This is a genomic window from Streptomyces sp. SID5785, from assembly GCF_009870065.1.
GTDB lineage: Bacteria > Actinomycetota > Actinomycetes > Streptomycetales > Streptomycetaceae > Streptomyces.
Window position 1 is genome coordinate 1 of the sequence record NZ_WWIA01000042.1, and the last position, 17,292, is coordinate 17,292.

Here is a 17,292-nt window from a genome sequence, read left to right on the forward strand (position 1 = left end):
TCGGTGAACCAGCTGAGCGTCGTCGCCGAGCGCGCCGGTGTCGGCATCTACGCCCCCCAGCCGGGCAACGGGGTGGGCGACCCGGTCCAGGTCGCCAAGGACTCCATCGAGTACGCCAAGTCCAAGGTCTACGACGTCGTCGTCGTCGACACCGCGGGCCGCCTCGGCATCGACCAGGAGCTGATGCAGCAGGCCGCGGACATCCGCGACGCCGTCAGCCCCGACGAGGTCCTCTTCGTCGTCGACGCCATGATCGGCCAGGACGCGGTCAACACCGCGGAGGCCTTCCGCGACGGCGTCGGCTTCGACGGCGTCGTGCTTTCCAAGCTGGACGGCGACGCCCGTGGTGGTGCCGCGCTCTCCATCGCGCACGTCACCGGCAAGCAGATCATGTTCGCCTCCAACGGCGAGAAGCTGGACGACTTCGACGCGTTCCACCCGGACCGCATGGCGTCCCGCATCCTCGGCATGGGCGACATGCTCACGCTGATCGAGAAGGCCGAGCAGACCTTCTCGCAGCAAGAGGCCGAGAAGATGGCCGAGAAGCTGGCCTCCAAGAAGGGCCAGGACTTCACCCTCGACGACTTCCTGGCTCAGATGGAGCAGGTCAGGAAGATGGGCTCGATCTCGAAGCTGCTCGGGATGCTCCCCGGCATGGGCCAGATCAAGGACCAGATCAACAACCTCGACGAGCGCGACGTCGACCGCACCGCCGCCATCATCAAGTCGATGACCCCGGCCGAGCGCGCGGACGCCGCGCTCATCAACGGCTCGCGCCGCGCCCGTATCGCCAAGGGCGCCGGTGTCGAGGTCAGCGCGGTCAAGAACCTGATCGAGCGCTTCGTCGAGGCCCGCAAGATGATGTCCCGCATGGCCCAGGGCGGCGGCATGCCGGGGATGCCCGGGATGCCGGGCATGGGTGGCGGGCCCGGCCGGCAGAAGAAGCAGCCGAAGAAGGCCAAGGGCAAGCAGCGCTCGGGCAACCCGATGAAGCGCAAGCAGCAGGAGCAGGACGAGGCGGCCCGCCGCGCCGCCGCGGCCGAGTCGGGCGGCGCCCTGGGCCTGCCCGGCGCCGGCCAGCAGCCCGGCAAGGACTTCGAACTCCCCGACGAGTTCAAGAAGTTCATGGGCTGACCAGCCGTACGAGAACGAGTCGAGGGGCGCCCGCCGCGGTGGGCGCCCCTCTGCCGTCCCTGCCCACCGTCCGCTCTCCCTGCCGCCGGCCCCGCCCCTCTACCTCCCCGGCACCGCACCCTCCCGCATCACCGCGCCGTTGCCCAGGCGGGACGGGTCGAGCCCCAGCGCCGCCGCGGCCGTCGCCCCCACGTCGGCGAGGCTCGCCGCGTCGGGCAGCCGCTCCACGCCGAGCTCCCCGGGGCGGTGGATGAGCACCGGCACGTACTCCCGCGTGTGAAAGGCGTGCCCGATCGTCGGGTCGTTCCCGTGGTCGCCCGTGACGATCAGCCGGTCGCCCGGTCGCTCGAGGAGGGGGAACAGCGCCGCGAGGCCCGCGTCGACCTGCTCCAGGATCCGCCCGTAACCGTCGGCGTCCTGCTGGTGCCCGGCCAGGTCCGTCTCCTGCACGTTCACCACGAGCAGCGCGTCGTCGCCCGCGGCCCGGGCCGCCTCCAGCGTGTGGGCGAGCACCTCGGCGGTGTCGACAGCCGGCCGCCGCACCGCCTGCGCACACGCCAGGATGTCGGCCGCCTTGCCGATCAGCGTGACGGGGATGCCGGCCCGCGCCGCCAGCTCGGGCAGCTGCCGGGTGTGGTCCAGCTCGGCCCCCAGGTGCTGCACCTGGAGTCCGCCGTTGCGGTAGAAGCCCGAGGCCGGGGTGTCCAGGCCGACCGTGCCGCCGTCCCCCGCACGGACGAAGTCGCTCAGCGGGCCGTCGGCGTGTCCGCCGACCGCGATGACCCGCGCCACGGGGGCGACGCCGCGCACGGTGCGGGCGACGGCGAGGACGGTGTCAAAGCCGGTGACGTCGAGTCTTCCCGACGCGTTCCAGTTGATCCCCGGGTCCGCCTCCAGGTTGTCGTGGACCAGGACCGCGCCGTCGACGACCAGGAGCGGCCGACCGTCGAGGGTCTCGACCCGGTGGCCGGCCGCGGTCAGGGCCGTGCGCACGGCGGGCAGGTGTTCGGCGAGCCGGGCGACCGTCACCCGGCTGAAGTCGGCGCCCATCATCGTCTGATGGCCGGCGAAGGTGTCCGCCCCGGGATAGCCCAGCGCCGCGCGGCCCACCGCGACCGGCAGGAGCGGCCGACGGGGCAGGTCAGGATGGGGGTGCACCAGGCCGAGGCCGAGCGCGCCGAGCGCCGGCAGCCGCAGCGGGCGGTGCCGCACGGCGCGGGCGTGGTCCAGGACGTGTCCGCAGGTGTCCGCCGTGCGGTCGCCGGGGCGCAGCGCCCCGGCGTCGGGCATCGCTCCGATGCCGAAGCCGTCCACCACCACGATCACGGTCCTGCTCATGAGAGGGCCCTTCCTTGTGCGTCGTACAGGCCGAGCAGCCGCGGGGCTCCGTCGGAGAGTCCGGCGACCACGGCGACGGTCGAGCGGGTGACGAAGATCTGGGTGCGGAACGCGAACAGCGCGGTGTCGCCGAGCCGCACGTCGCCGCCCCGGGGCGGTGCGTCGAGCAGGCGGTAGTAGTCGATGTTCTCCGGCGGTGCGTGCCGGACCCCGAGCCGCAGTCCGGTGCGGGGCAGCAGGGCCGAGGTGATGTGGGAGCGGGCGTAGAAGCCGCCCCCGAAGACCGCCGGGCGCCCGTCGGCGAGCGTGTGCGCGACCTCCGTGACGTACACGTAGGCCGGCTTCTCCGGCTGGGTCGTGTCCCGGGCGTGCAGCGGTGTGGTGCCGGTCAGACAGTGGCCGGGCTCGCCGTGCGTCGCGCCGAGCTCGGCGAGCAGCGGGAGGGACGCCATGGACGTGGCGCTCGGGGCGCTGAGCTTGAGGTCCGTGTGCCCGCGGGCCGCGAGGACCTGCCGCGCCTTGAGGGCCACCTCGAAGGAGGGCGTGGGCGCCGGAGCTCCCGTGACCGGGTCGCAGAGCACGCACGGGAACGCGGTGACACCGGCGATCCGTACGCCCGGCAGCCGCTCCAGCTCGGCGGCGAAGTCGTCCAGTGCGGCGAGCGGGACGCCGCCCTCCTGTCCCGGGTAGACGAAGCCGTCCGCCCCTTCCAGCCGGACCAGGACGTCCTGGACGCGCCCGAGCCCGGTCGCGGCCTCGGAGACCGCGCGTGCGTTCGCCAGGTCGAAGACGGTCACCGTCTCCGGCTGCCAGGCGAGCATCTCGGGCAGCGCACGGCGTGGAATCTGCACCAGGTGTCCCAGGTTGCCCGCCCGGGCGCCCGCGGCGTGCAGGGTCCGCGCCTCGGGGGCGTCGATGGCGGCGTACCGCGGGATGTGCCGGGCGACGGCCCTGATCAACTCGGGGTTGCGGCCCAGCTGTTTGACGACGAACCACAGGGTGAGGCCGAGCCGGCCGGCCTCGGCGGCGAGCAGTGACGCGTTGGCCTCGACGGCGTCGAGGTCCATCACATAGGTGTCCGGGGGGATCGCTCCGCTGCGGTGCAGGCCGGCCGCGGCGTCGACGAGCTCGGGATTGCGGGTGAGCAGGCTGTCGAGGAACACGGTCAGTCCTTGCTGAGTTCACGGAGCGAGCGGCGCAGGATGTCGAGGACGAGGTCGGCGCCCGCGCGCATCGGATTGATCCGCACGGTCCAGTCGGCGAGGTCCGGGGCGTCGTCCAGGGACGAGCTGGACATGCGGTAGAAGAGCGGCGCGATCTCGTACCGCGAATTGGACCCGACCGGATAGGGCGCGGCCCCGAACCGGGACGCGACCGCGGGCAGGTCGCGCGCCACGGGCCGGTCGAGCCGCACGAGCAGGCAGCGGTCCTGGGCGTTGGCGATGCGGACCTCCGCGACGCCCGGCACCTCACCGGCGCGGAGCCGCTCGGCCACCTCGGCACCGACCTGGGACTGCAGGGCCCACATCACCGGGACGTGGGTGAGGGCCCGCAGCGCGTCGAGCGCCTGGTGGCCCTGGACCTGGCCGCCGCCCGAGTAGTTGTCCGCGCGGACGTGGCCGACGAGGTCGCGGGAGCCGACCACGGCGCCGACGCCCTCCGGGCCGTGGAGCTTGAAGAGCGAGAAGCAGGAGGCGTCCGCGCCCAGCTCGACACCCGCCCTCGGGACACGCATCACCGCGTAGTTGTCGTCGACGATCGTGCGGACGCCGGCGGCGCGGCACGCGGCGAGCACTTCGCCCGGGTCGTAGGAGTCGCCGAGGCGCTGCCGGGTGTGCTGCACGTAGGCCCATCGGAAGCGGCCGGATCCGAGAGCGGCGCGCAGCGCGTCCGGATCGTTCAGATCGACTTCGTGGGTGTGCACGCCCAGGCCGCGCAGCGTGACCTGCGTGGTGCGGTACACCGGAGCGCGGTGGATGAGCAGCGGGTCGCCCGGGCCCACCGCCCCGGCCAGAGCGGCGCGGATGGCTCCGGTGCCCGCCCCCTGGACGAGTGCCGCGTCCTCGGCGCCGAAGTAGTCCGCGAGCACGGCCTCCACGCGCGCGGTCGTCCGCGGCCGGCCGAGCCCGGGCACCACGCCCGCGTCCGCGGCGAACAGCTCGGTGCCCTCGAAGTGCGCGGCGGTGCACTCGAGCAGCCGGAACTGGCGGGCCGCGGCCTCCTCGACGGGCACGGTGGCCAGCGGACGGGTCGTGGGCAGGGCGGGGGCCCGCCCGGCGGTCGCCTCGCTCATGGTCAGATCTCCTCCACGCTCGCGCCGGTCAGGAAGCGCAGGGGATTGCGCCGGGTCAGCAGGTCGACGAGGTCCTCGTCCGCGCCCGCGGCCCGCAGCTGCGGCAGGAACGTCCGGAACAGGTGCCCGTATCCCTGGCCGCCCTCGGACGTCAGGTAGGCGTGGCGGGAGATGTCGCAGCTGAGCAGGGCCCGGTCCGCGTGACCCGCCTCGATCAGGGCGAGCAGCAGCCGCAGCCGCGTGGCGTCGCTCTGGTAGCTCTCCTTGCCGATCGTGTCGAAGGCGACGTACGCCCCGCTCTGCGCCAGCTCGCGGTGCACGCCGGGGTCGTCGAGCAGGTCCTGGTGGCCGAGGCAGACGCGGTGGGCGGGCAGCCCTTCCCCGGTGAGCAGCTTCAGCTGGGCGGGGCCGCCGCGGCCGAGCTGGGCGTGCGTCACGACCGAGAGCCCCGTCGCGACGGCGGCGCGCGCGGCGGCCCGCAGCGCACGGGTCTCCGGCTCGCTCGGCACGTCGCCGTGGCTGCCGACCTCGCCCAGGACCCCGGGGCGGATGCCGCTCCCGCCGAAGCCGTCCTCGATCTCGCGCACCAGGATCTCGCCGAGCTCGTCGACCCCGAGGTCCGTCACCTCGCGCGGATGGAAGGGCTCGTAGTACCAGCCGGTGGCGGCGACGACCGCGACACCGGTGCGCCGGGAGATCTCCGCGAGTGTGCTCGGATCTCGCCCCATGCCCCGGCAGGTCAGCTCCATGACGAGGGAGAGGCCGAACTCCTCGCTCAGCGCCGACAGTTCGGAACAGACCTGGGGGGTGTGCCGCCCGGCGTCGAGGACGGCGGAGCCGTCACCCGTGCGGTCCAGGTCGAGGACCAGGTGCTCGTGGGCGAGGGCGGGGCCGTGGACGGCCTCGGGGGAGAGGGGGCCCGTGACGGTCCGCAGGGTGCTGGTGCTGTGCATGGGGGGTGTCCTTTCCGGGCACCGGCTCGGTGGCCGGCCTGTCGTGAGCGGCCCGGTCGGTTGCCGCTCACTCCCTCGAACGGACCGCACCCCGCCCGAGTTCCACACAGAGTGACGAAACTTGGGGTGAGTTTCACAGTCCGTGATTCCTGTGGGCGGGTGCGGCGGCTCCCTCACGCCTTGATCGGCGTGAACAGGTCGAGCCAGTAGAGGATGTTGAGGACGATGCCGCCGATGATCACCGCGGCGGGCGCCGCCGCCATGCGGACGACCGGCCGCCCCATCGCCTCGTTGAGCAGGTAGAGGCCGCCCACGATGAGGATGCCGAGCCCGGCGCCCATCGCGTTCGCCGCCATCAGCGAGCCGAACAGGATGGCCAGTTGCAGCGTGTCGGTGATCGCGCTGCGCAGGTGCTCGGACGAGTCGCGCACGCTCGGCAGCTTGCCGAGGAACCGGCCGATGTACGACAGGGCCAGCACCTCGGCCGCGAAGACCAGGGCGCCGCAGATCGCCGCCAGGAACGGGTTCGGCAGCAGGTACCCGATGGGGTAGACGAGCGTGAAACCGGCGATGCCGTACGCCCCCGAGGCCAGCGCCGTCGTGGCGATCAGCGGGATGAAGCCGAACACGCGGTAGAAGTCGACCTGGGCCGCCTCGCTGTACTGCCCCTTGGCGATCAGGAAGCTCGTGGCCTCGCCACCGCCGAATATGTGCATCTGGGCCAGCACGCACACACCGGCGCCGAGCACCATGAACAGTGGAAGGTACCGGCGCAGCCGCGCCGCGCTCGCACTGAACAGGGACGCCATCGGGTCGTCCCCCGGCGGGACCTCCTCGACGGCGCCGCTCGCCCGCTCCGCCTTGCGCGCTTTGAGGTCCTTGGCGACGGCCAGGGCGATCAGCATCAGGACACCGACCGCCATCGCGATGGCGCCGGCGAAGACCTTCGGCCACAGCTTCATCGTCATGACGACCAGGGCCAGTTCGGCCACGCCCGCGATCGCGCCCCACTTGCGGCCGAACTGCTTGGTGATGGCCAGCACCGGAAAGAGCGTGAACAGGAAGAGGATCGGCGTCGACATCTGCTGCATGGCCGTCAGGAAGTCGACCGGCAGGTCGTGCGCCAGGTTGTTGGCGCCGTTCAGGCCGAAGACGACGACCGCGCCCCAGGCCGCGCCCAGGAGCGGGGCGAGCCACTTCTTGGGCGAGAGGATGCCCAGGATGTCGGTGGGCAGGAAGAGCAGCCACGGATTGAGCACCCCGGACGACAGGGCCATCGGTGCGCCCAGGCCGAAGATGAACCCGGCCGACAGGCCGAAGGAGACGGCCGTGGTGGCGCTGCGGGTGGTGCGCCCCTGGATGAAGTCCAGCATGAAGGGGCGCACGCCGTCGTTGAAGACGGCCAGGGCCATGTGCGAGACGAACGCGGTCAGCGCGCACAGGGCGATCACGGTGAGCTGCTGGGCCAGCGTGAAGTCGAGGTTCGCGCCGGCGGCGAGGACGGTGCCCGAGGAGGTGTCCATGGCGTGCTCCGGCTAGTCGCGGGCGGCGATCGCGCGGGCCAGGAGCGGCGCGATCCGGTCGATCTGGTCCATCGAGAAGCCGAACACCTTCTTGCCGTCGGCCAGCAGGGAGTCGACCTCCTCGGGCGTCGGCACGCCGCGCCCGAAGGTGTGGCACGCGGGCTGCCCCATCAGGCCGACCAGGACGCCCAGCGAGGCCCCGGCGCCGGTGTGACACGTGCCCAGGAAGTAGTCCGCCTGACCGGCGCGCAGCTTCATCGCCGCGTCCATGTCGCTGGAGACGGTGACCTCGACGCCGTCGAGGCCCAGCTCCTTGACCGTGTCGGCGACTTCGACCTTGCCGACACCGCCGGTGAGGATCTTCGTCATGGCTCGTTCCCTTCGTTCGGTGACCCGCGCGGGGTGGTCCGCGGGGTTCAGCTGGTGGGCTGCTGCGCCAGTACGGCGAGGTGCAGGGCGAGGAAGTTGACCTCGGACTCCGGGAGGGACGCGCCCAGCTCGGCGCGGGCCCGGGCGGACACGCGCCGGGCCCGCTCCACGGCCTCGGGGTGGCCTGCCAGCTCGGCGGCGACCTGCTCGTCCGTGAGGAACGCGCCGATCGGTGCGCCGTCCAGGAGGCGGGTGAGCGCCAGCATCAGATGGCTCGTGAGCATCCCGGCGCTGTCCTCGGTGACGGCGCGGCCCTCGTCCTCCAGGGCGGCGAGCTCGGCGGCCACGAAGTCGGCGACCTCGGGCCTCACCTGGCCGCCCTCCCGGAAGAGCTGGATCCGCAGGGCCAGACGGTCGTCCATGGCGTTCCTCCCAAATGAGACAGTAACCGGGATTCTGGATTTTGAGCCCGGGCCGGGGCCGGTGGATTTCGGGCCCCGTGACGGGCGGCCGGTGCGGGCCGTACAGCGGGGCCGGGTCGGGTCGGTTCGGGGCGGTGGGCACGGTCGGCCCGACCGGTGAGGTTGCTCGGTACGTCAGTAGGAAGGGATGCGATCGCCTCGCAGTACCTCGGTCTGCAATTGCGCGACCTGTGCGAGGTCCAGCGAGTCGCGCACCGCGGACAGCGCCTTCGCGCCCTCCGTGCGGCCGATGACCGCCGCGCTCGAATTGCGCAGCGCCAGGTCGCGGGTGACCTCGTCGCCCAGGGGCAGTACGTCCACCTCCATGCCGAGCCGGCCCTGCACCTCGTCGAGGTTCCACACGGTGGCGTCGACCTCGTCCTGTGCGAACAGGTCGCGCAGCTGCATGTACGACGACTCGATCCAGCGGATGTCGTCGCGCCCGGAGAAGGCGCGCTCCGCGAGCATCCGCTGGTCCTCGGAGGCGTGGTCCACGGCGACGCGCAGCCCGGGCGTGTCCAGGGTGACGCCCTCGCGCACGAGGAAGCCGTGTGCGCCCACATAGGTGGCCGGTCCCAGGTCGGCGACGAGCGCCAGCCGGTCCGGGTGCTGCTCGACGAGGCCGTCGGCCGCGAGCCGGGACAGCACGACCAGGTCGACCTTGCCCTCCAGGAGCGCCGCGGTCCGCGCGCCGGCGCCCCGCATGAAGGTGATCGCGAACGGCGTGCCCGCACCTTCGAAGGCCGCGCGCAGTCCCGTCGCCAGGCCTTCGTAGCGTCGCGAGTACGGCAGGGGCATGGCGGCGAGCAGGGTGCCGAGGCCCGACAGCCGCCAGAGTATGGAGCGGTCCGAGCGCACCAGGAAGGTCCCGAGGTGCCCCCGGGCGGCGGTCTCGATGGCGCCCGACTCCTCGAGGAGCCGCAGGGCCGCCTGCACGGTTCCGTTCCCGCAGCCCAGCTCGTGGGCGAAGTCCTTCACGCGCGGCAGGCGGGTGTCGGGCTCGTGCCCCATGAGGAGCACCGCGAGCCGGCGGGCCGCCAGGCCGTTGCGCGTGAGGAAGCGATCGTCGAAACCGTTCACGATTCAGACAGTAACCAGGATTCTGGATACTGGCAAGGGTCCGGGATCTGTGCGGTCATGGGCCCAAGGCCAAGGCGCCCGGCCGGCGCCCCGGGGCGGCGGGCCGCACAGGAGGAGAGGCAGGCGTGGCGAACCCCGTACCCCCGCGTGACCGCACGGACCAGCCCTGGCGCTCCGAGGGCGCACCGCCGCCGACCCCGCCGCAGTCGCCCAAGCGCCGGATGCCCGGCGGCTGGGGCAGCCTCATCCTGACGGCCCTGATCGTCTACCTCATCGCCAACCTGGTGCTGTCCTTCTTCAACGAGGGCGACGAGCCGACCATCTCGTACACCGAGTTCAGCAAACAGGTCGCCGACGACAACGTCAGCAAGATCTACGCCAAGGGCGACGCCATCCAGGGACAGCTCAAGAAGGAGCAGCCGACCCCGGACGGCAGCGACAAGAGCAGCAAGAAGTACACCAAATTCACGACACAGCGCCCCTCCTTCGCCGACGACAAGCTCTGGGAGAACCTGGAGAAGCACGACGTCACCGTGACGGCCGAACCGGTCGTCCAGGAGCGCAGCTTCCTGTCCAACCTGCTCATCTCGCTCGCCCCGATGCTGCTCCTCGTCGTGCTGTGGATCTTCATCGCGCGCCGCATGAGCCAGGGCATGGGCGGTGCGGGCGGCATGCTGGGCCGCAAGCAGCCGCCCAAGCCGGTCGAGCTGGAGCCCGGCAAGAAGCGCACCACCTTCGCCGACGTCGCCGGGATCGACGAGGTCGAGGGTGAGCTCAACGACGTCGTCGACTTCCTCAAGAACCCCGACGCCTACCGGAAGATGGGCGCCAAGATGCCGCGCGGCGTGCTCCTCGCGGGCCCGCCCGGCACCGGCAAGACGCTGCTCGCGCGGGCCGTCGCGGGCGAGGCCGGCGTCCCGTTCTTCTCCGCGTCCGCCTCCGAGTTCATCGAGATGATCGTCGGCGTCGGCGCCTCGCGCGTGCGGGAACTCTTCGCAGAGGCCCGCAAGGTCGCCCCCTCGATCATCTTCATCGACGAGATCGACACCATCGGCCGCGCGCGTGGAGGCGGCAGCGGCATGGGCGGCCACGACGAGCGCGAGCAGACGCTGAACCAGATCCTCACCGAGATGGACGGATTCACCGGCTCCGAGGGCGTCATCGTCATCGCCGCGACCAACCGCGCCGACGTCCTCGACCCGGCCCTGACCCGCCCCGGCCGCTTCGACCGCGTCGTCAACGTGTCGCCGCCGGACCGCGACGGCCGCGAGGCCATTCTCCGGATCCACACCCGCGAGATCCCGATGGCCGAGAACGTCAACCTCGCCCAGGTCGCGCGGACCACCCCCGGCATGACCGGCGCCGAACTCGCCAACCTGGCCAACGAGGCGGCCCTCCTCGCCGTCAAACGCAAGCAGCCCCGGGTGACCCAGAGCGACCTCTCCGAGGCCCTCGAGAAGGTCCAGCTCGGCGCGGAGCGGCCCCTCGTGATGCCCGACGAGGAACGCCGCCGCACGGCCTACCACGAGAGTGGCCACGCCCTCCTCGGCATGCTGCAACCCGGCGCCGACCCCGTCCGCAAGATCACCATCGTGCCGCGCGGCCGCGCCCTCGGCGTCACCCTGTCCACGCCCGACTCCGACAAGTACGCGTACACGGAGGAGTACCTGCGCGGCCGCATCATCGGCGCCCTGGGCGGCATGGCCGCCGAACAGGTCGTCTACGGCGTCATCACCACCGGCGCCGAGAACGACCTCGAACAGGTCACCAACATCGCCCGTGGCATGGTCGCCCGCTGGGGCATGAGCGAGAAGGTCGGCCGCCTGTCCGCCCTTCCCAACGACGCCCAGCAGGCGTACGGACTGGCGGCCGCGCCCGACACCCTCGACGTCATCGACGGCGAGATGCGCCGCATCGTCGACGAGTGCTACGACGAGGCCTGCCGCAAGCTGCGCGAGAACCGCGACAGGCTCGACGCCCTCGCCGCGGCCCTCCTCGAGAACGAGACCCTGGAAGAGGCCGACGCCTACCGCATCGCCGGCGTCACCCGCCTCACCAAGGACGCCGACTGACCGCGCCCGCCGTCCTCGCCGCTCACGTACGGGCGACCAGGTAGCGGAAGATGTTGGGCATCCACACCGTCCCGTCGGCACGCACGTACGGCTGCAGTGCCTCCGTGACCTCCTTGGTGACCTGCCCCGGGTCGGTCGCCGCGGCCGCCGCGTCGAACAGGCCCGTGGACAGCAGCCCGCGCACCGCGCTGCCCGTGTCCGCATAACCGAACGGGCACGCCACCCGGCCCGACCCCTCCGGACGCAGGCCCGCGCGCTGGGCGACCTCCTCCAGGTCGTCCCGCCGCGCAGCACGCCAACCGCCCGCCCCGCGCAGGGGGTCGGCGAGTCCGGCAGCCGCCTCCAGGACGCGCGACGTCGTGCAGCGGTCCGGCGGGCCCCAGCCGGTGAGCACGACCAGGGCGCCCCGCTCCGCCTGCGGGACAGTGTCCGCGAGCAGCGCCGTCAGATCCTCCGCGTCGCCGTCGGTGCAGCCGATCGGACGGCAGGCGGCGATCAGGCCGTACGGACCCGCGCCGCCCCCGGTCGTGCCGCCTGGCGCCTGCGCGCGGCGTGCCGCGGCGCCCCCGCGTTCGAGCCGCTCCCCGGCCAGGGCGAGCCGCTCCGGGAAGGCACGCTCCACCCCGGCCACGCTCGCCCCCCGGGCCGCGGCCAGCACGAGCGCGAGGCCCGCGCCGCAGTCGAGCCCGAGGAACCGCGTGCCCCGGCCGACCTCCAGACGCGCGAACACCGCCTCGTAGAGCGGCGCCAGCATCCGCTCCTGGATCTCCGCCCAGTCACGCGCGCGTGCGTGCAGATCCACGTGCGGCGCGTGCGCCCGGTGGGGACGGTGCCGCCGCACGAGCGTAGGTGTCATCGAAAGTGCCCCAATCCGCAGAGAGTCACCGTGTGTTGTCACTGTGCGTCGCCGACGAGGCGAGCCGGCCGCGGGCGCACCGCGCCCGGATTCCCCGTAAGCCAGAGAACTCCGCCAGGACCCGCGCGTCTAGGGGCGTACCGGCATCCGGGGGAAAACCCGTGGGAGAGCGCACAGGTCCGGCCGTAGCATGCGCGGCATGGCCAAAGCACCTGTTCTCACGCCCCGGGCGGACGACTTTCCGCGCTGGTACCAGGACCTGATCACCAAGGCCGAGCTGGCCGACAACGGACCGGTGCGCGGCACGATGGTCATCCGACCGTACGGCTACGGGCTGTGGGAGCGGATGCAGCAGGACATGGACGCGCGCATCAAGGAGACGGGCACGCAGAACGCGTACTTCCCGCTCCTGGTCCCGCAGTCCTACCTCGCCAGGGAAGCCGATCACGTCGAGGGCTTCGCACCCGAGCTGGCCGTGGTCACGCACGGCGGTGGCAAGGAACTCGAGGAGCCCGCCGTCGTCCGCCCCACCTCCGAGATGATCGTCAACGAGTACTTCGCCAAGTGGGTGCAGAGCTACCGCGACCTCCCGCTGCTGATCAACCAGTGGGCGAACGTGGTGCGCTGGGAGCTGCGGCCCCGCCTCTTCCTGCGCACGACGGAGTTCCTGTGGCAGGAGGGCCACACCGCGCACGCCACCTACGAGGAGGCGCGCGACTTCGCGGCCCGGATCCACCGCCACGTCTACGCGGAGTTCATGGAGCAGGTGCTGGCCATGGACGTCGTCCTGGGCCGCAAGACCGCCCGCGAGCGCTTCGCCGGAGCGATCAACACGCTCACCCTCGAAGGCATGATGGGCGACGGCAAGGCTCTCCAGATGGGCACGAGCCACGAGCTGGGACAGAACTTCGCCAAGGCGTTCCAGACGCAGTACCTGTCGAAGGACGGCAGCCAGGAGCTCGTCTGGCAGACGTCCTGGGGATCGACCACGCGCATGATCGGCGCGCTCGTGATGATGCACGGCGACGACCAGGGGCTGCGCGTCCCGCCGCGCCTGGCACCGGTCCAGGTCGTCGTGCTCGCCGTCAAGGGCGACGACGGCGTGCTCTCCGAGGTGCGCAGGATCGGCGCCGCCCTCACAGCGGCGGGCATCCGCGTGCAGGTCGACGACCGCACCGACACCCCCTTCGGCCGCCGCGCCGTCGACTGGGAGCTCAAGGGCGTCCCCGTGCGGATCGAGATCGGCCCGCGCGACCTGGAGAGCGGCACGGCGATGCTCGTGCGGCGCATCCCCGGCGGCAAGACACCCGTCGCCGTCGACGCGCTGGCCGCGCTGCTGCCCGGGATCCTCGAGGAGGACCAGGAGCTGCTCCTGCGCCGGTCGCGCGAGCGCCGGGTGTCCCGCACCAGCGATGTCGGCACGGTCGAGGAGGCCGTCGAGGCCACGGCGGCCGGCGGGTGGGCGCGCATCCCGTGGGCGGACCTCGGCCCCGACGGAGAGGCCCGCCTCGCCGAACACGGCGCGTCCGTACGGTGTCTGCTCACCGCGGACGGGGCGGTGCCGGACGCCGACGAGGCACCGGGTAACGTCGCGGTCGTCGCGCGCGCTTACTGAGAGACGACACCAGGACGTGCGGGGTTGCCGATGAGGCCGAAACGCCTCTTGCGTTCCGCATGAAGCTGTATGCCTCAGTGCGCGTAGGGCGCCTACGCGCACGGGCGTACGGGTCACTACGCACCACCTTGGTGCGAGCTGTGAACCTTCTCCGCAGATCTGCGCACCCGCCCTCGTCAGGACGCATCAGCGGCAACTGACTGGTACGTGCAAATTATTTGGGATGCCCCGGAATAGGAACACAGAGGCACCCCGGCTCGTTGTCACGACGTGAGCACGACACCACCTGTTCTCGCCGCAGAGCTGGCAGGGGCGTGGGCCGACATTCAGCGGCACCACCCCGAACTGCCGGATCTTGCCGCGCCCGAATCCCTGATCGGGGAGTCGTCGTCCGCCTGCGGACACGAGCTCTCCTTCGAGCGACTCCTCCACGAGGCAGTCCACGGCATCGCCGCCGCGCGCGGAATCCGCGACACGTCCCGCGCCGGCCGCTACCACAACCGCAGATTCCTGGCCATCGCCGAGGAGATGGGCCTCGACCACCCGGAGGAGCCGCACCCCAGCAGCGGCTTCTCCCTGGTCGGCCTCACCCCGGAGGCGAAGCAGCGCTACCGGCAGACGATCGAGCGGCTCCAGCGCGCCCTCAAGGCGCACACGGCGGCGACCGCGGCGGACACCAAGCGCAGCTTCCGCGGCCCGGCCGCGCGCCACGGCTCCTCCGGGGGCGGCGTCCGCGTCAAGGCCGTGTGCGACTGCGGGCGCAATGTCCGCGTCGTGCCGTCAGTGCTCGCGCAGGCGCCCATCATGTGCGGGGGCTGCGGCAAGCCGTTCCGCATCCCGGAGGTCGTCGGCGCCGTGGCGGGGTGAAGCGCGGCGTTCCAGGTGGGGGCGGCCGGCGGGCGCGCGGCCCGGCCCCGGAGGGGCGCAGGCCGGGGTTCGGCCGCCCGGTCGGCGTATGGCACAATGGCTAGCTGTACTCGACAGTCGCACAGGACCCCTCTCTCCTCCGGCTGACGCGTCCATCGGGCACTCGGGTACCGCAACCCCACGCGGCAATCTCGCCGTGCCCACCCACGTCAAGACCAGGAGACACCACTCCCGTGGCAGTCAAGATCAAGCTGAAGCGTCTGGGCAAGATCCGTTCGCCTCACTACCGCATCGTCGTCGCCGACTCCCGTACCCGCCGTGACGGCCGGGCCATCGAGGAGATCGGTCTGTACCACCCGGTGCAGAACCCCTCGCGCATCGAGGTCGACTCGGACCGCGCGCAGTACTGGCTGGGTGTCGGCGCGCAGCCGACCGAGCCGGTTCTCGCCATCCTGAAGCTCACCGGTGACTGGCAGAAGCACAAGGGTCTGCCGGCCCCCGCGCCGCTGAAGGTCGCCGAGCCGAAGGCCGCCCGCCCCTCCTTCGAGGCGCTGGCCACGGCCGACGAGCCCAAGGGTGAGGCCATCACCCAGAAGAAGAAGGCTGAGAAGAAGGACGAGGCCGCTGAGGCCGCGTCCGAGTCGACCGAGGCCTGAGCATGCTCGAGGAGGCTCTTGAGCACCTCGTGAAGGGCATCGTCGACAACCCCGACGAAGTGCAGGTCGCCTCGCGCAACCTGCGCCGTGGGCGCGTGCTCGAGGTCCGGGTCCACCCCGACGACCTCGGCAAGGTGATCGGCCGGAACGGCCGCACCGCGCGCGCTCTGCGCACCGTCGTGGGCGCCATCGGCGGCCGCGGTGTCCGCGTCGACCTCGTCGACGTCGACCAGGTTCGCTGACGAAGTTGAACACCGGCTCGGGCCGGGGAGGGCTCACCGGCCCGCCCCGGCCCGTAGTCGTATGACAGGAGTAGCTCAACGTGCAGCTGGTAGTCGGGCGCATCGGGCGCGCCCACGGCATCAAGGGTGAGGTCACCGTCGAGGTGCGCACCGACGAGCCCGAGCTGAGGCTCGGCCCCGGTGCGGTGCTCGCCACCGACCCCGCCGCCACGGGCCCGCTCACCATCGAGTCCGGCCGGGTGCACAGCGGCCGGCTGATGCTTCGCTTCGCCGGCGTCCGCGACCGCACCGGCGCGGAGGCCCTGCGCAACACGCTCCTGATCGCCGAGGTCGACCCGGAGGAGCTGCCGGAGGACGAGGACGAGTTCTACGACCACCAGCTCATGGACCTCGACGTCGTCACCCAGGACGGCACCGAGGTCGGCCGGATCACCGAGATCTCGCACCTCCCCTCCCAGGACCTCTTCATCGTCGAGCGCCCCGACGGCAGCGAGGTCATGATCCCGTTCGTCGAGGAGATCGTCGTCGAGATCGATCTCGAGGAGCAGAAGGCCGTCATCGACCCGCCGCCCGGCCTCATCGACGACCGGGCCGAGATCGCGTCGGCCCGGGACGCCGCGGAGGAAGAGGGCGCATGAGGCTCGACGTCGTCACGATCTTCCCCGAGTACCTCGAACCGCTGAACGTCTCGCTCGTCGGCAAGGCACGCGCGCGTGGCCGCCTCGACGTCCGCGTCCACGACCTGCGGGAGTGGACCCACGACCGGCACAACACGGTCGACGACACCCCCTACGGCGGCGGCCCCGGCATGGTCATGAAGACCGAGCCCTGGGGCGAGTGCCTCGACGACGTGCTCGCCGACGGCTACGAGAGCGGGGCGCAGGGGCCCGCCCTGGTCGTCCCGACACCCAGCGGGCGCCCCTTCACCCAGGAGCTCGCCGTGGAGCTCTCACAGCGCCCCTGGCTGGTCTTCACGCCCGCGCGCTACGAGGGCATCGACCGCCGCGTCATCGACGAGTACGCGACCCGTGTGCCGGTCTACGAGGTCTCCATCGGGGACTACGTGCTCGCCGGGGGAGAGGCCGCCGTCCTGGTCGTCACCGAAGCGGTCGCCCGGCTGCTGCCCGGCGTCCTCGGCAACGCCGCCTCCCACGAGGACGACTCGTTCGCCCCCGGCGCCATGGCCAACCTCCTCGAGGGGCCCGTCTACACCAAGCCGCCGGCCTGGCGCGGGCGGGAGATCCCCGAGGTGCTGCTCAGCGGTCACCACGGCAGGATCGCCCGCTGGCGACGCGACGAGGCGCTGCGCCGCACGGTCCGCAACAGGCCGGATCTCGTCGAGCGCACCAACCCGAAGACCTTCGACAAGAAGGACCGCGAGATGCTCTCCATCCTGGGATGGCGGCCGGGTCCCGACGGGCGATTTGGGCCGACGCCCGAGGTCGTGGAAGAATAGGCCGCTGCTGTACGTCCAGCCTGCGCCCCTGCCACAGGGGGAACGACGCCGGCCCGACGCGATCAGCTACCGAAACTCATCACATACCTCCCGCCGATGACCTGTGGCATCGGTGAAGAAAGCAGACGATCATGTCTCACCTGCTCGACTCCGTCGACTCCGCGTCGCTGCGCAGCGACATCCCGGCCTTCCGCCCGGGTGACACCGTCAACGTCCACGTCCGCGTCATCGAGGGCAACCGCTCTCGTGTGCAGCAGTTCAAGGGCGTTGTCATCCGCCGCCAGGGCGCCGGTGTCCGCGAGACCTTCACGGTCCGCAAGGTCTCCTTCTCCGTCGGCGTCGAGCGCACCTTCCCGGTGCACACCCCGATCGTCGAA

General features: G+C 71.9%; 18 protein-coding genes. 9 read left to right on the forward strand and 9 right to left on the reverse strand.

Annotation, left to right across the window (positions count from 1 at the left end):
• On the forward strand, positions 1–1,134 hold a 1,134-nt coding region (locus GTW43_RS01455; protein WP_161299702.1), incomplete at its 5' end, for a signal recognition particle protein.
• A gap of 99 nt (positions 1,135–1,233) precedes the next feature.
• Here the strand turns inward: GTW43_RS01455 and GTW43_RS01460 are convergent.
• The 8 genes from GTW43_RS01460 to yhfZ form a co-directional block, all read right to left on the reverse strand.
• Positions 1,234–2,472, reverse strand: coding sequence for a phosphopentomutase (locus GTW43_RS01460; protein WP_161299703.1), 1,239 nt, complete (start codon positions 2,470–2,472; stop codon positions 1,234–1,236).
• Positions 2,469–3,635 (reverse strand): YhfX family PLP-dependent enzyme, encoded by a 1,167-nt coding sequence (locus tag GTW43_RS01465; protein WP_161299704.1) that lies wholly within the window; start codon positions 3,633–3,635, stop codon positions 2,469–2,471. Before GTW43_RS01465 ends, GTW43_RS01460 begins: the two co-directional genes overlap by 4 nt.
• Before the next feature lie 2 nt (positions 3,636–3,637).
• Positions 3,638–4,765, reverse strand: a complete 1,128-nt coding sequence (locus GTW43_RS01470) for an aminotransferase class V-fold PLP-dependent enzyme (RefSeq protein WP_161299705.1) — start codon at positions 4,763–4,765, stop codon at positions 3,638–3,640.
• 2 nt (positions 4,766–4,767) lie between these two features.
• Complete coding sequence (locus GTW43_RS01475; protein WP_161299706.1) at positions 4,768–5,718, reverse strand: phosphotriesterase; 951 nt, start codon at positions 5,716–5,718, stop codon at positions 4,768–4,770.
• A 173-nt stretch (positions 5,719–5,891) separates the two neighbouring features.
• Positions 5,892–7,241, reverse strand: coding sequence for a YhfT family protein (locus GTW43_RS01480; RefSeq protein WP_161299707.1), 1,350 nt, complete (start codon positions 7,239–7,241; stop codon positions 5,892–5,894).
• A gap of 12 nt (positions 7,242–7,253) precedes the next feature.
• On the reverse strand, positions 7,254–7,610 hold the full coding sequence (locus GTW43_RS01485) for a DUF2620 domain-containing protein (RefSeq protein WP_161299708.1): 357 nt from the start codon (positions 7,608–7,610) through the stop codon (positions 7,254–7,256).
• Positions 7,611–7,657: 47 nt separating this feature from the next.
• Entirely contained in the window at positions 7,658–8,032 is a 375-nt protein-coding gene (locus GTW43_RS01490) for a PRD domain-containing protein (RefSeq protein WP_161299709.1), read from the reverse strand.
• A gap of 174 nt (positions 8,033–8,206) precedes the next feature.
• Positions 8,207–9,151: a GntR family transcriptional regulator YhfZ gene (gene yhfZ, locus GTW43_RS01495; protein WP_161299710.1), complete on the reverse strand. Its 945-nt coding sequence runs from the start codon at positions 9,149–9,151 to the stop codon at positions 8,207–8,209.
• Between the two features lie 125 nt (positions 9,152–9,276).
• On the opposite strand from yhfZ, the gene ftsH reads away from it, so the two are divergent.
• Positions 9,277–11,223, forward strand: coding sequence for an ATP-dependent zinc metalloprotease FtsH (gene ftsH / locus GTW43_RS01500; RefSeq protein WP_161299711.1), 1,947 nt, complete (start codon positions 9,277–9,279; stop codon positions 11,221–11,223).
• Between the two features lie 22 nt (positions 11,224–11,245).
• On the opposite strand, the gene GTW43_RS01505 is transcribed toward ftsH, so the two are convergent.
• Entirely contained in the window at positions 11,246–12,079 is an 834-nt protein-coding gene (locus GTW43_RS01505; protein ID WP_161299712.1) for an SAM-dependent methyltransferase, read from the reverse strand.
• 199 nt (positions 12,080–12,278) lie between these two features.
• Here GTW43_RS01505 and proS point away from each other — a divergent pair, with 199 nt between their 5' ends.
• The 7 genes from proS to rplS form a co-directional block, all read left to right on the forward strand.
• The gene (gene proS, locus GTW43_RS01510) at positions 12,279–13,694 is read left to right on the forward strand and encodes a proline--tRNA ligase (RefSeq protein ID WP_161299713.1); all 1,416 of its coding nucleotides are present in this window, start codon (positions 12,279–12,281) and stop codon (positions 13,692–13,694) included.
• A 270-nt stretch (positions 13,695–13,964) separates the two neighbouring features.
• Positions 13,965–14,561, forward strand: a complete 597-nt coding sequence (locus GTW43_RS01515) for a hypothetical protein (protein WP_161299714.1) — start codon at positions 13,965–13,967, stop codon at positions 14,559–14,561.
• Between the two features lie 233 nt (positions 14,562–14,794).
• The gene (gene rpsP / locus GTW43_RS01520) at positions 14,795–15,217 is read left to right on the forward strand and encodes a 30S ribosomal protein S16 (RefSeq protein ID WP_161299715.1); all 423 of its coding nucleotides are present in this window, start codon (positions 14,795–14,797) and stop codon (positions 15,215–15,217) included.
• Positions 15,218–15,219: 2 nt separating this feature from the next.
• Positions 15,220–15,459, forward strand: a complete 240-nt coding sequence (locus GTW43_RS01525; RefSeq protein ID WP_095579114.1) for an RNA-binding protein — start codon at positions 15,220–15,222, stop codon at positions 15,457–15,459.
• An 80-nt stretch (positions 15,460–15,539) separates the two neighbouring features.
• Entirely contained in the window at positions 15,540–16,097 is a 558-nt protein-coding gene (rimM, locus tag GTW43_RS01530; RefSeq protein ID WP_161299716.1) for a ribosome maturation factor RimM, read from the forward strand.
• Positions 16,094–16,915, forward strand: coding sequence for a tRNA (guanosine(37)-N1)-methyltransferase TrmD (gene trmD, locus GTW43_RS01535; RefSeq protein WP_161299717.1), 822 nt, complete (start codon positions 16,094–16,096; stop codon positions 16,913–16,915). Before rimM ends, trmD begins: the two co-directional genes overlap by 4 nt.
• Positions 16,916–17,046: 131 nt before the next feature.
• A partial coding sequence (gene rplS, locus GTW43_RS01540) for a 50S ribosomal protein L19 (RefSeq protein WP_161299718.1) occupies positions 17,047–17,292 on the forward strand: 246 nt, incomplete at its 3' end.